Raw genomic sequence first — 14346 nt, forward strand, 5'->3', positions numbered from 1 at the left:
TGCATCTCCTCTGAGCGCAGGTTATCTCGCCTATGTTTTACAAGAGGGCTGGCCGTCTTGGTCGAAAATAGCGCAGGCGCAGGGCATTCATCACTACGGAGAAGGAGCTAAAGGCCATCGCTGCACCGGCCACCATGGGATTGAGGAGCCAGCCACTCAAGGGGTAAAGGATACCAGCGGCAATGGGAATGCCAGCCACATTATAGATGAAGGCAAAAAAGAGATTTTGGCGAATATTTTGGATCGTGGCACGGCTGAGTTGTAGGGCAGTGACAATGCCCTGAAGATGTCCAGAAATGAGCGTGATGTCACTGCTGGCGATCGCCACATCGGTACCCGTGCCCAAGGCAATCCCCACATCTGCTTGAGCGAGAGCCGGGGCATCATTAATGCCATCCCCCACCATGGCCACGCACTTCCCTTGACGTTGAAGTTCAGCAATGATCGCCGCCTTTTGATCGGGGCGGACACTGGCAACGTAATGCTCAATTCCCACTTGCTGAGCAATGGCCGCAGCCGTGACGGCATGATCACCCGTCAGCAGAATCACCTCTAATCCCATGCGCTTGAGGGCAGCCACTACCGCCGGGGCTTCAGGTTTGAGCGTGTCGGCAATGGCCATGAGACCCCTCACTTTCCCCGCCACGGCAATCCAGACGACGGTTTTTCCCTCTTGGGCAAGGCGTTGGGCTTGGGGCTGCCAAGGGGTGATGTCAATGCCGTGGGTTTCTAGAAAGGCTGGAGTACCGATGAGTACCCATTGATCTTCAACAATGCCTTGTACCCCTTGACCAATCGTGGCCACAAAATCGCGAACCGTTTGCGGCGATATCCCCTGCCCTTGGGCATACTCGACCACAGCGGCAGCAAGGGGATGTTCCGAGTGCCATTCCACACTGGCGGCAAGGCGCAAAAGGGTTGTGGCATCCTCCTGAGTATAAAAATCTGTAACGCTGGGATGGCCTTGGGTCAGGGTTCCGGTTTTGTCGAGGACAAGGGTCTGAAGACGGTGGGCCAGTTGTAGACTGCGGGCATCTTTAATCAGAATGCCATACTCCGCTGCTTTGCCCGTGCCCACCATGATTGAAGTGGGGGTCGCCAAGCCAAGGGCACAGGGACAGGCAATGATTAGGACGCCAATGGTCGTCAATAGGGCAAGGGTGGGGTTGCGGCCAACAGTGAGCCACAGCAGACCCGTCAGGAGAGCGATCGCCAGCACCGTCGGTACAAACCAAGCCGTGATCCGATCCGCCAGTTTTTGAATGGGGGCTTTTGAGGCCTGCGCCTGCTGCACCAGTTGAATCATTTGTGCTAAGAAGGTTTGCTGCCCCACCCGCGTGGCACGCATTTGCAGGCTGCCCGTTTGATTAAGGGTGGCACCAATGACTTCATCCCCCTCGCGCTTTTCCACTGGCAGGCTCTCGCCGGTCACCATCGATTCATCCACCGTCGAAGCCCCGGCCACAATCTCACCATCCACGGGAATTTTTTCCCCCGGACGCACCAGCAATAGATCCCCCACTTGCACTTCAATCAGGGGCACCTCCACTGCTTCGCCGTTACGAATCACCCGTGCTGTTTTCGGTTGCAGGGCGAGGAGTTTGCGAATGGCGGCAGCAGTTTCCCGTTTGGCGCGACTTTCGAGAAAGCGTCCCAAGAGAATCAGGGTAATGACAACGGCTGAGACTTCGTAATAGACCTCTGGCGTGTGTTCATGGAAGGCTTGGGGAAAGAGCGTCACAAAAAGAGAATAGAAAAAGGCAACACTGGTGCCCAAGGCCACTAGGGTGTCCATCGTGGCTGTGCGATAGCGCAGTGCCCGCCAAGCCCCTGCGTAAAAGGATTCACCACTCCAAAACTGAATTGGCGCCGTCAGCAGTAGTTGTACCCAAGGATGGTGCAGCCATGCGGGGATCCAAGGGAGATGCCAGCCTGTCATCATGGGTAGATTCCCCAGCAGCAGTAGTAGGGTGGCGCCACCGGCAAAGAGGAGTCGGCGTTTGAGACGGTGCAGTTCAGCCCGATAGGCAAATTCTTCGGCGGCGGTGTCGGTTACCAAGCCTTCTTCAGGGAGTCGCTCTGCGTGATAGCCGGCTTTGGCGATCGCCCCTTGCAGATCGGACCATGTGACGCGCTGCGGATCGTAGGTGACAGTGGCTTGGGCAGCAGCAAAATGAATTTCACACTCCACCACCCCCGCCAGCGATCGCAGGGCGGTTTCAACGACATTGGCGCAAGCAGCACAACGCATCCCCTGCACCTTGAACGTGAGGCGGGTCATCATGACCTTCCCCTAAAGCACTCCCTATTGATCCTGAAGTCTCCAGTCAACTAGAGAGTCAAGGGGCTAAACTTCCACTTCTGTGGTTTGGCTTTGGGGTGCCAATTCGCGGGCGATCGCCACCAATTCCTGCTCAAAGGCCAACTGTGCCCGATTTGTGCGTCCACCAACGTAGAGGAGATCGTTTTCCTGAAGCCCCCACACCTGCGAGTGGGACACATAGCTCATGATTACCCCCGCCATCAACAGGGCAAAGCCCGCATAAAACAGGGGAATCCCCGGATCTGCTTTAATTTGCAGCCCCGTACTGCCCACCAGTTCGACCAACGTCAGTGTCACACCGTTAATCTCTGTACTCATGCCTGTGCGCAAGCTGGTGAGAAACTCCCCCTTAGGGCTGTAGATCAGTACTGTACCTTGCAGATCCCGTGCAATCAGGGAAATCCCCTCCGAGAGATCGGGTTTCGTGGGCAGCCATGTGCCCCAGAGGCGACCTTTCCCTGCGGTGTCGAGTTGTGCCATTGGCAGTTGCAGCACGGGACTGTTGTTGAGGCGAAAGCGAATGGCGGCAATACTCCAGTCCGCCTGATAGAGGGTGACTCCGCCATATTTCAAGGGCTGGTTGACATGAATCGTGCCCCGCTTCACCTCCTGACCGTCGGCATCCAGCACTGACAGATCCGAGTAGAACTGGTCAATGTCACCGGCAGCGGTGTAGTCTATCCAAAAGCGATTCACTTTAACTGACCAGTGCTGGGGGATCCGCGCTAGTGGCCCCGCCTGAACAATGTGCTGAAGATGAAAGGTGTCACCACTGGGAATCAGTTCTTGCGCCATAAAGCCCGTGAGCGCCCCCAAAATCCCCCCCAGCAAAATTAGGATCATACTGGCATGAACCACAATCGGGCCAATGCGACCGACAATGCCTTTGCGGGCATAGAGTTGATTATCGGTTTGCCAGACGCGGTAGCCCTTTGCGCTCAGGGCAGTGGCTAAGTCCTTGAGGGAGCCTTGGGGAATCGTGGTGCTGAGGGCAAGCTTTGTGAATTGACGCGGTTCTTGGTAGTACTGCCAGCGTTGGGCGGTGGTTAGGGCGGGCACCTGACGACTGAAGGTACAGGCAATCAAACTGGCACCAAAGAGCACCAAAAGGCTGAGATACCAAGGGGTGCGATACACATGATCCAACCCCAGTGCCAGCAGAACCCGCCAACTGAGAAAACCAAACAGGGCGGGGTCTTCGGGATAATTGGCTTGATAGAAGCTGAGGGATTGCCCCTGCTCAATCACGGTGCCGGCAATACTGGCGATCGCAATCACCAGCAACAGGAGAATTGCTAAGCGCAGATCTCCAAGGAGAGCAAGAACACGGCGAAACACAGGGGCATCCATAGAGTTGTTTTAGAGTGGCCAATTGACCCAGTCTTGGGGCTTCAAAAATGTGGTGTAGAGTTCTGCTTCACGGCTGTTGGGTTCCGGTGTATAGCCATATTCCCAGCGGACAAGGGGCGGCAAGGACATCAAAATAGACTCGGTGCGGCCATTGGTTTGCAGGCCGAAGATTGTGCCGCGGTCATAGACAAGGTTGAATTCCACATAGCGCCCGCGCCGATAGAGCTGAAATTGCCGCTCGCGATCGCCATACTCGAGGTGACGCCGCCGTTCCACAATCGGTAGGTAGGCCTCAAGAAAAGCTTGGCCACAGCTTTGAATAAAGGCAAACAGGTCTTCCCACGAACGACTGCCCACAGAACCCACCTTTTGGCTATAGCGAGCCGCCTCGCCCTCGGGATGAGGCCCCCGGTACAGTTCGCGATCGCTGCCATCTTGGTAGTCAAAGAAAATGCCGCCCACGCCTCGGGTTTCGCCGCGATGCTTGAGGTAAAAGTATTCATCACACCAGCGTTTGAAGACGGGGTAGTACTCGCTGTGGTGGCGATCGCAGGCAGCCTTATGCACCTGATGGAAGTATTTGGCATCCTCGGCAAAGGGGTAGTAGGGGGTCAAATCCGCCCCACCGCCAAACCACCACACCGGCCCGGCTTCAAAGTAGCGGTAGTTCAAATGCACTGTGGGCACATAGGGATTGCGGGGATGGAGCACCATTGAGGTACCCGTGGCATAGAAGCCATGACCCGCTGCCTCTGGCCGCTGAGCCAAGATTGAGGGCGGCAACTGCTCCCCCCACACCTCCGAGAAATTAACGCCCCCCTGCTCCAGAAGCTGGCCATTTTTCATCACCCGCGAGCAACCGCCCCCCCCTTCGGGACGTTGCCAACTGTCCTCTTGAAACTGGGCACCGCCATCGGCAGCCTCTAACCCTTGACAAATCTGATCCTGTAGCTCCTTAAGAAACGTGGCCACCCGTTGGCGCGAGTCACTGGGCACAGCAGTGGTAGCAGAAGTTGCAACAGTCATAGTAAGTATCGAAATCCTAATAAACGGTCTTCAGTGTCAAAAGTCGCTTGCAAGCGCGTCTAGGCTTTATTGTACTGTTCTGCCAGCACCTGAGCGAACTTGGCAGCAAGGGCAGCCACCCACTGTTCATCCTGCTGGGTATAGCTGCGGGGGGCATTGGTGCCGAGAATCATTACCGTTTGCTCATCCACGGGTTGGCAGATCACCCCTTGGGTATTGGGGGGCAAATAGTCAAATTCAATGCGTCCGGGGTAAAGGGCTAAATTCACTAAATAGATGGGGCGTTGGGTTTGCAGTGCTCGCTGGACAATGGCACCCGTGGCCGTCATTGGTTTCGGCCCAAGAATACCGCGCCGCAAGAGGGGGCGATCGCCCCGCCAAATGACAATGGACTTTGTGGGCGTATTCGTCAGCAAGGTATAGGAGAGCCACGCCAGCTCTGTTTTCAGGGCAGCATCCAGATCATCGGCCAGTTCAAATCCCTCTTCCCCTTCAAGGATCACCGCTTCCGGGGGACGGGGTTGCACCCGCTGCCAAATCAGCGTCGTCAAAATCAAGACCGCTGCAAGAATCACCCCCACGACATCGGCGCGTGCTTGGGAAGGGGTCAGCATGGGGGTCAAGAGGCGATTGATGAGGAGAAGTGTGCCCCCCAGAACCCCTGTTGCAAGGGGTAAATAGCGTAGAACTTGGTCATTCATCTAGAATTTTGAAAAATTTTCCAGTAGCAACGTAGCTATCTATTATTCCCCAATGCCAATAATCTCACAGTGGTAGGAGTGAATGGAGCAATGAAAGGACAAGGGTTCCTAAAAGCTAGCCAGCGATCGCTTGCGGTTTTTGGATTGGTGAGTTTGAGTCTTTTGGGTTCTCTCCCCTTTGCCCTTGCTAGCGCCCCCCCAACAACGGTCACTGCTCCCCTACGCCTAGAAATCAGCCTATCGCGGCGCCAATTGACCCTCTATCAAGGACAAACTCCCCTGCGCCGGTATCCAGTGGCCGTAGGTCGTCCGGGGTGGGAAACCCCCACAGGTCAATTTCAAGTTCGGGAGATGATTCGCGATCCCGCTTGGAAAAATCCCTTTACCGGAGCAGTGATTGCCGGTGGACATCCCCGCAACCCCTTGGGGCGGCGTTGGATTGGCTTTTGGAGTGATGGCACCAATTGGGTGGGGCTGCACGGTACCCCCAATCCTGATTCCATTGGTCATGCGGTTTCCCACGGTTGCGTGCGTATGTACAACCGCGACATTGAGGAGCTTTTTGAGAAAGTGCAACCGGGTGTGCCTGTGATTGTGGTGCGCTAGAAAGGGGTGACGAGGGCAGCGCCAAAAAAGACGACGGCGATCGCATCCACTAGACCATGCAGGAAAACGCCCGCCCAGAGGCGCTGGGTACAAGCAAAGGTTAGGCAGTAAAAGAGCGAGGCCAAAGTTGCCATGACGATATACACTGCTCGGTAGGCCATGGGGGGCAGTTGAATATCAGCATTTGGCTCATTGCCTACATGGAGAATGCCAAAAAGCAGCGAACAAATGAGAATGGCACCCCAAGCAATGACCACCGGCCGCTGGCGATCGCCCCCATAGTGCTGCAACAGATCCCGCACGAAAATCATCAAACCACTGCGAAAGAGCACCTCCTCAAAAATCCCCACCCGCATTGCAAAGAGCGCCACATAGACAAACACCTCCAGCGGCGAGGGGGTCAAGTTGAATTCCGCCAAGGGCAAAAAGCCCAATAGACTCCCCAAGGGCACCATGGTCACCAAGGCCGCCAAGAACATTCCCGCCAATAAACGGGCATCGCGCCAACGGGGTTCAAAGCTATAGCCAAAGTGCGATCGCCCCAACCCACTGCCAAACATGATCACAAGAATAAACAGTTGCAGCGCCACAAAAGGGCCAAAGCGAAAGTAGGGCGTCGAGAACCAGTAGAGGCTAAAAAGTGAGACCGCAATTAGGGGAATGTCCCGCCATCCCAATCCCGTGGGGGTCGTCCGTGGGGGGTGTCGCCGCTGCCCATCGCCCCAAGCACAGAGGAGTAGGTAAATGGGCGTAATGATGAATCCTTCCGTGTATTCCTTGGGGAAGGCTGGCGAAATTAGCCCACTGTGGCTGAGTAATAGATAGAGGGCTGCTCCACTGATCCAAGCCCACAACACTGGTGTCGGTGTGGTTTGCTGCCGCAAGAGGAAAGGGACGCGCACCATTGCCCAGACGCCCACGAGAAAGACCAGCAAATTCAGCGCCGGCTGATCGGCAAAGATCAAGTTCGTCAGAATCGGATGCCAACGAAAGCGGTTTGCCTCGGGAAGGGCTAAGCTAATGGCAATATACAGTGCCAAACTTAGGAGTAACCGTCTCTGCCAGCGTTGAGCCACCTTATCAAAATCCCGCTGGCCACTTGCCCACCACAGCACTGGAAAACCGCCAATCATCACGACGGCGGCAGCCTCCACCAAACTTTCGAGCCACGGCCAAGGGGTTGCGGACAAATAGTGCAGGTAAAGCAGTTGTGCCAAAAACCACAGCCCACAGGCAGCGATCGCCATCTGTTGCTCACGGTTCGCAGAAAACCGGGGTGAATGGAGAAAGGCTTGGGGTGCTCTGGCTAGCCACTGACTGACCGTATGTTTAGGCTGACTTGTTTGCTTGGGAGTCGGCATTCTAGAACCATCGCGATCGCAACTGCGGGCATAGCGTTATAATCAAGGCTTATTCCCAGCCCGTGGGAATTTCTTGAGACGCCTCGTTAATGTTGATTTTTGCGTATTCCGCAACCGCATTTTGCCATGACCACCCCCACCCTTGATCGTGATCGGCTGAGCCAACAACTCAAAGATTTAGAAGCCCAAGCCTTGCAGGCGATCGCCGCAGCTAGCACCCTCGATACCCTAGAGCAATTGCGCGTTGCCTACTTGGGCAAAAAAGGCGAACTCTCACAAATTCTCGCCCTCATGGGCAAATTGCCCGCTAGCGATCGCCCCACCATCGGCACCCTCGCCAACACCCTCAAGGAAAAGCTGCTCCAAGAACTAGAAGCCCGCCGCACAACCCTGCAAGCCGAAAAAATTGCTGCTCAACTGGCGGCTGAAAGCCTTGATGTAACCATGCCGGGCGTCTATCGTCCCCAAGGGCACATTCATCCCCTCAATAGCACCATTGACCGCATCCTCGATATTTTTGTGGGTCTCGGCTATACCGTTGCCAATGGCCCCGAAATGGAAAGCGACTACTACAACTTTGAGGCGCTGAATACACCCGCAGATCACCCGGCTCGCGATATGCAGGATACCTTTTACCTGCCCGATGGCAATCTCCTGCGCACCCACACATCCTCGGTGCAGATTCGCCACATGGAACTCAATGATCCCCCCATTCGCATCGTTGCCCCCGGCCGCTGTTACCGGCGGGATACGGAGGATGCCACCCACGCGGCTGTGTTCCATCAGATTGAGATTTTGGCAGTGGATGAGGGGCTGACCTTTACAGACCTCAAGGGCACCGTCACCACGTTTCTGGCGGAACTCTTTGGTGATGTTCCCATTCGTTTCCGTGCCAGCTATTTCCCCTTTACCGAACCCTCGGCGGAGGTGGATGTGCAGTGGCAGGGACGCTGGTTAGAGGTGATGGGCTGTGGCATGGTGGATCCTGCCGTTCTCAAAAATGTCGGCTACGATCCAGAGGTCTATACGGGCTTTGCTGCTGGGTTTGGAGTAGAGCGGTTTGCTATGGTGCTGCATCAAATTGATGATATTCGCCGCTTTTACACCAGCGATCTGCGCTTTCTGCGGCAGTTTTAGGAGGATAGAGCCTTGGCTGAACCCCGTCTGCTCGCTGTGCTTAACGGTAAGGGAGGCGTTGGTAAAACCACAACGGCAATCAATCTAGCAGCCACCTATGCCGAGCAGTACAAAGTGTTGTTGGTGGATACGGATCCCCAAGCCTCGGCGACGTGGTGGTTTCAGCGCAGTGGCCAATCCATGGGCTTCGATCTGGCGCAGGAGGTCAACCCAAAACTCCTCAGCAATGTGCGCAAGCTCTCTGGCTATGATTTGATTGTTGTCGATACGCCGCCGGCCTTAGCCTCCAGTGCCCTAGCAGCGGTGGTACCGATCGCCGACTATCTGGTGCTGCCCACCCCCCCCGCCCCCATTGACCTTGCCGCCCTCATTGAAACAGTGAAGCAAGTGGTGCAACCGTCTAAAGTTCCTCACCGCGTCCTGCTGACCCGCGTTGATCCCCGCTGTGTCAATGAAGCCCTCGAAGCCCAAAATACGCTCTTGCAGTTGGGGGTGGCGGCCTGTCATTCCTTTATTCGCGCTTACAAAGCCCATGAACGGGCAGCTCTCGATGGGGTTCCCATTACCCAATGGAAGGGCAAACAGGCGAAGGAAGCTCAAGCGGATTACCGTCGCGTGGCTGAAGAGTTACAACGGGACTGGCGATAGGGGCGATCGCCCCAAGGGTATCCGTATCGAAAGTAACCAAAGAACCAAACGCAAATCGGTACTCTAAAATTTAGATCTGGACATAAAACGGCTTTCCCTAACATCCTCTGTGTTTGTGAATTGAGGTCAAAACAGCGTGGACACAACCGTACTCAGCCAATACCGTCAGCAAACCCAAGAACGTGCTGCCTTGGGAATCCCCCCCTTGCCCCTGACGGCGGCAGAAACCTCGGCGGTCTGTGATCTACTGCAACACCCCCCAGCGGGAGAGGAGGAATACCTACTGCACCTGATTCGCGATCGTGTGCCCCCCGGTGTGGATGAAGCGGCCTACATTAAAGCGGGCTTTTTGACAGCGATCGCCAAGGGAGAACTCACCAGTCCCCTCATCACCCCCGTTGCAGCGGTGGAACTCCTAGGAACAATGCTGGGGGGCTACAACGTTCAATCCCTCATTGAGCTGCTGCGTCATGAAAACCCAGAACTTGCCCGTGCGGCGGCCACTGCCCTCAGCCATACCCTCTTGGTCTATGATGCCTTTCACGATGTCCAAGACCTGATGCACCAAGGGAACACCTACGCCCGTCAAGTGATGGAGTCTTGGGCTAATGGGGACTGGTTTACCTGCCGTGAACCCCTTCCAGAAGCGATTACCGTCACTGTCTTCAAAGTGGCGGGTGAAACCAACACCGATGATCTTTCCCCTGCCCCCCATGCCACTACTCGCCCCGATATTCCGCTGCACGCCACGGTGATGCTGGAAAGCCGTTTGCCGGGGGCACTGCAAATCATTGCCGAACTCAAGCAAAAGGGCTACCCCCTTGCCTATGTCGGTGATGTTGTCGGCACTGGTTCCTCCCGCAAGTCCGCCACCAACTCTGTGATTTGGCACATTGGTCGCGACATTCCCTACGTCCCCAATAAGCGCACAGGGGGCGTCTGTCTCGGTGGCAAAATTGCGCCCATTTTTTTCAACACCATGGAGGACTCTGGTGCGCTGCCCATTGAGTGCGACGTCACCCAAATGAATATGGGGGATGTGATCACGATCTACCCCTACCGAGGCGAAATCACCAATGAAGCGGGAGAGGTGATTAGTCGCTTTACGCTCAAGCCCGATACCCTCTTGGATGAAGTGCGGGCGGGGGGTCGCATTCCCCTTCTCATTGGCCGTACCCTCACCGACAAAGCGCGAGCTGCCCTTGGCCTAGAACCCAGTCCCCTCTTTACTCGTCCCAAGCCCCCCGTCGAGAGCAGTAAGGGCTATACCTTGGCGCAAAAGATTGTTGGTAAAGCCTGTGGTCTCCCCGGCGTCCGCCCCGGCACTTACTGTGAACCCGTGATGACAACAGTTGGCTCGCAGGATACGACAGGCCCAATGACCCGCGATGAACTCAAGGAGCTGGCCTGCCTTGGCTTTGGTGCGGATTTGGTATTGCAAAGTTTCTGCCATACGGCGGCCTATCCCAAGCCCGTTGACATCAAAACCCACAAAGAACTGCCGGACTTTATTACCTCGCGAGGGGGCGTCTCACTGCGACCAGGGGATGGCATTATTCACTCTTGGCTCAACCGCATGCTGCTGCCCGATACCGTGGGCACGGGGGGCGATTCCCATACCCGTTTTCCCTTGGGCATTTCGTTTCCAGCAGGTTCTGGTTTGGTCGCCTTTGCAGCGGCCTTGGGGGTGATGCCTTTGGATATGCCGGAGTCGGTGCTCGTGCGCTTCAAAGGTTCGTTGCGGCCGGGGGTGACGCTGCGGGACATTGTCAATGCTATTCCCTACGTGGCCATTCAACAGGGTAAGCTCACCGTTGCCAAGGAGAATAAAAAGAATGTTTTCTCCGGACGGATCATGGAAATGGAGGGGCTGCCGGACTTGCAACTGGAGCAGGCCTTTGAACTGACCGATGCCACAGCGGAGCGATCGGCAGCAGGGTGCACGATTAAACTGAGTGAAGAAACGGTGGCAACATACCTGCGATCGAATGTAGCTCTCCTGAAAAACATGGTGGCTCGGGGCTATGGCGATGCGCGTACAATTCTGCGGCGGGTGAAAAAGATGGAGGCATGGCTGGCCAATCCCAGTCTTCTCTCTGCGGATGCGGATGCCGAGTATGCCGATGTGATTGAGGTCGATCTCGATCAGATCAAGGAACCCCTTGTGGCTGCCCCCAATGACCCCGACAACATCAAAACCCTCTCAGAATGTGCTGGCGATCCGGTGCAGGAGGTCTTTATTGGCTCCTGTATGACTAATATTGGCCACTACCGTGCCGCTGCCAAGGTGCTGGAAGGGGAGGGAGCGGTGAAGGTTCGCCTCTGGATTGCACCCCCCACCCGTATGGATGAGCAGCAGTTGCGCGAAGAGGGCTACTACGGTATTTTTGCCGCTGCTGGGGCACGCATGGAGATGCCGGGCTGCTCCCTGTGCATGGGCAACCAAGCCCGCGTTGCTGATAACACCACAGTTTTCTCCACTTCCACACGGAACTTTAATAACCGCATGGGCAAAGGGGCACGGGTCTATCTCGGTTCTGCAGAGCTAGCAGCAGTCTGTGCCCTACTGGGGCGCATTCCCACCCGCGAAGAGTACCTAGAGATTGTGACGCGGAAAATTGATCCCTTTGCAGCGGATCTCTATCGCTACCTCTACTTTGACCAAATTCCCGACTACGAAAACCAAGGCCGCCTCATTTCCAAAGAAGAGGAAGCGAAGCTACTAGCCAGTATTGGCGGCTAGCCGTTGATCTCAACCCAATGGGAGAAAGCAATACCCGCTTCCACAAACAAAAACCCGAGAATGGGCGTACTCAGCCAATACAGCCACGCAATGCGGGGGTAGCCTTCACGGCGCAGGTTCGATACCTCGAGGGTAAATGTGGAAAAGGTGGTCAAAGATCCCAAAAAACCGATGGTGATGCCATAGCTGAGCCACAGCGGTGCCCCCCAACGCGCTAAAACATGGCTCAAAAAGCCCATAAGAAAGGCACCCATGAGATTCACGCTCAGAGTACCGAAGACGAGGGTGCCAAAGCGGCGATCGCTCCATAAACCGACGTAGTAGCGTGTCAAAGCGCCGGGCACAGCCCCAATGGCGATCGCCAACAGTCCTTCAGGTGAGATCATCCCACTTCTCCCAATAGGCTAACCCCCGCAGCATGAGGCGGCTGCCCAACTCCAAGGCCAGCAATCCCAACCCCGTACTGCCGAGCCAGTAAAAACCCTCGACTGCCGCATCTCTGATCCCCAAGAGCTTGTCGTTATCCAACTCGTAGGATGAAAAGGTTGTGTAGGAACCAATAAATCCCGTTGTCAATAGCAAGCGCAAATCGGGGTGCAGTACAAACGTGCGGGCAAAGGCAAGGGGAGCAATCACCCCCAGCAAAAAACAGCCAGTGACATTCACGATCAACGTCGCAAAGGGCACATTACCGGCAAGATAGGGTTCCAAATAGGCCTCCAGTAAGAAGCGACTCAAGGCACCGGGGATGGCTCCAAGACTAACGGCCAACGCAGGGCGCAACCGAGGATGAATCGAGATCACGAGCGTGGCTCCTCCACAATCAACACGGGTCGAGTTGAGGTCTCAAGAATACTCTGACACACAGACCCCATGAGGACACGCTTGAGACCCTTTTGACCATGTTTGCCAAGAATGATTTCCGTCACGTTGTACAGGGCAGCGGTATCCAAAATGGCTTCGGTAATCGGGCCAGCGGTCACAATGAAACGATAGCGAATGTCGGCGAGGTACTGCTTAATTTGACCTTCGAGTGTGGCCACTGCCTTGGGGTCGGGTACGTCCTGCACATGGAGCACAATCACTTCCGCATCGGCACGCCGTGCTAATTCCGCCGTCTTTTGGAGAACATAGGGGGTGACACTCGAAACATCCACTGGTGCTAAGAGAACAACCCGTGGTTGCAGCAGGACTTTGGTGGGATCCACCTCGCCCTTTTGCAGGAGTTTTGGCGCAAACGTGGGAATCGCCCATGCCCCCAAGGGAGCCGTAATCAGGATCGAGAGGACCGCGATCGCCAGCATCGTTTCACCCCCCGCCACCCCAGCGGATAAGGGCAAAGCACCAATCGCCGCTTGCACCGTTGCCTTTGCGGAATTCCCCGGCAGCAAAAAGAGACGTTCTGAGAGGGTCCAATTACTGCCAAGGGTGGAAAGATACCAACCGATGCCGCGCCCAATCAAGGTACCCACCGCTAAAATCACCAAACCCACACCGAGGGAACTTTGCAACACCCCCAACTGGACACTAGCTCCCAACAGCACAAAGAGAAAAATCTCTGCCACCTGCCACAGCACATCAAACCCCCCCCGCAATTGCCGCGCTAGGGGCGCATCCATCTCAATCAAGAAGAACCCTGCACTCATCACCGCAAGGTAGCCGGAAAACAAGGGCAGGCGATCGGCCAAGCCCACCGCCCCTAAGGCCACTGCTGCTGCCACAAGCGTTGTTTGTACCCGATTTTGACTCCAGTTTTGCTTGACCAACAAAAAGACCAGCGCCCATGCCAAGCCATAACCCACGATCAAGCCACCACCAATTTCAAGGAGTGCCTGCACACTCACCCCCAAGGCGGGCGGTAAAGCCCCTAGGAATCCTCCCTCATGCTCAGACCCCATCAGCAGACTAAAAAGCAGCAGCACCACCACATCGGAAATGGCACTGCCCGACAGAATCGCATCACTAATGCCTTTATCCACGCCCCAGCCCAAACTTTTTAGCCGTAGCATGCCCGGCACAATGACCGCCGGGGACTCTGGTGCCACAATCGCCCCCAACAATAGCCCTTGGCGCAAATCAAATCCCAGTAGCAGCATGGCCACCCCGGCCACAACGACCATTTCACACAGTGCGGGTAATACACCGAGGCGTAGCGCCACCGTGCCCTGTTGTGCCAACTTCTGGCGATCCAAGCCTAGTCCCGCCTTCATCAAAATCACCATTACTGCAACAGCCCGAAAGGTGGGGGCTGCCGTTAGGACATCGGTTTGCAACAGATTCAAGGCCGCAGGCCCAAGGACAATCCCCACGAGAATCATACCGATCAAGGCGGGTGCCCCCAGTCGCCGTGCCAACTGACCCGCAAAGAATCCCAGCAGGAGAATGAGGGCAAGGGTTTCTAGAATGGCTGACATTGCTGCAAACCTCACTGTGACACCGAACCCTACCCTA

Annotated in this window: 12 protein-coding genes; 4 read left to right on the forward strand and 8 right to left on the reverse strand. The window is 55.8% G+C overall.

Annotated elements, in window-relative coordinates:
• Positions 1 to 37: 37 nt before the first annotated feature.
• From KV190_RS06065 to KV190_RS06080, 4 genes are all read right to left on the reverse strand, one after another.
• Positions 38 to 2281, reverse strand: coding sequence for a heavy metal translocating P-type ATPase (locus tag KV190_RS06065; RefSeq protein ID WP_460195239.1), 2244 nt, complete (start codon positions 2279 to 2281; stop codon positions 38 to 40).
• Between the two features lie 66 nt (positions 2282 to 2347).
• Positions 2348 to 3673: a cytochrome c biogenesis protein gene (locus KV190_RS06070; RefSeq protein ID WP_460195044.1), complete on the reverse strand. Its 1326-nt coding sequence runs from the start codon at positions 3671 to 3673 to the stop codon at positions 2348 to 2350.
• Positions 3674 to 3682: 9 nt separating this feature from the next.
• A complete protein-coding gene (gene hemF, locus KV190_RS06075) occupies positions 3683 to 4699 on the reverse strand; it encodes an oxygen-dependent coproporphyrinogen oxidase (RefSeq protein ID WP_460195045.1) in 1017 nt (338 codons plus the stop codon).
• A gap of 59 nt (positions 4700 to 4758) precedes the next feature.
• Positions 4759 to 5400 (reverse strand): cofactor assembly of complex C subunit B, encoded by a 642-nt coding sequence (locus KV190_RS06080; protein WP_460195047.1) that lies wholly within the window; start codon positions 5398 to 5400, stop codon positions 4759 to 4761.
• A gap of 90 nt (positions 5401 to 5490) precedes the next feature.
• Here KV190_RS06080 and KV190_RS06085 point away from each other — a divergent pair, with 90 nt between their 5' ends.
• The gene (locus KV190_RS06085) at positions 5491 to 6006 is read left to right on the forward strand and encodes a L,D-transpeptidase (protein WP_460195048.1); all 516 of its coding nucleotides are present in this window, start codon (positions 5491 to 5493) and stop codon (positions 6004 to 6006) included.
• Here the strand turns inward: KV190_RS06085 and KV190_RS06090 are convergent.
• On the reverse strand, positions 6003 to 7367 hold the full coding sequence (locus KV190_RS06090; protein WP_460195049.1) for a CPBP family intramembrane glutamic endopeptidase: 1365 nt from the start codon (positions 7365 to 7367) through the stop codon (positions 6003 to 6005). The genes KV190_RS06085 and KV190_RS06090 overlap by 4 nt on opposite strands.
• A gap of 126 nt (positions 7368 to 7493) precedes the next feature.
• Here KV190_RS06090 and pheS point away from each other — a divergent pair, with 126 nt between their 5' ends.
• From pheS to acnB, 3 genes are all read left to right on the forward strand, one after another.
• Positions 7494 to 8504, forward strand: a complete 1011-nt coding sequence (gene pheS, locus KV190_RS06095; protein WP_460195240.1) for a phenylalanine--tRNA ligase subunit alpha — start codon at positions 7494 to 7496, stop codon at positions 8502 to 8504.
• 12 nt (positions 8505 to 8516) lie between these two features.
• Positions 8517 to 9152, forward strand: a complete 636-nt coding sequence (locus tag KV190_RS06100; RefSeq protein ID WP_181495815.1) for a ParA family protein — start codon at positions 8517 to 8519, stop codon at positions 9150 to 9152.
• Positions 9153 to 9288: 136 nt separating this feature from the next.
• Positions 9289 to 11895: a bifunctional aconitate hydratase 2/2-methylisocitrate dehydratase gene (acnB, locus tag KV190_RS06105; protein ID WP_460195050.1), complete on the forward strand. Its 2607-nt coding sequence runs from the start codon at positions 9289 to 9291 to the stop codon at positions 11893 to 11895.
• Here acnB and KV190_RS06110 read toward each other — a convergent pair.
• The 3 genes from KV190_RS06110 to KV190_RS06120 are packed head-to-tail and all read right to left on the reverse strand — an operon-like array spanning position 11892 to position 14309.
• Positions 11892 to 12281 carry a fluoride efflux transporter FluC gene (locus tag KV190_RS06110; protein WP_460195051.1) on the reverse strand — a complete coding sequence of 130 codons (390 nt, stop codon included), beginning with the start codon at positions 12279 to 12281 and terminating at the stop codon, positions 11892 to 11894. The genes acnB and KV190_RS06110 overlap by 4 nt on opposite strands.
• Entirely contained in the window at positions 12268 to 12699 is a 432-nt protein-coding gene (gene crcB / locus KV190_RS06115) for a fluoride efflux transporter CrcB (protein WP_460195052.1), read from the reverse strand. The genes KV190_RS06110 and crcB overlap by 14 nt, the downstream gene beginning before the upstream one ends.
• On the reverse strand, positions 12696 to 14309 hold the full coding sequence (locus KV190_RS06120; RefSeq protein WP_460195053.1) for a cation:proton antiporter: 1614 nt from the start codon (positions 14307 to 14309) through the stop codon (positions 12696 to 12698). The genes crcB and KV190_RS06120 overlap by 4 nt, the downstream gene beginning before the upstream one ends.
• Positions 14310 to 14346 lie beyond the last annotated feature (37 nt).

It is taken from the genome of Thermosynechococcus sp. FA-CM-4201, from assembly GCF_054689355.1.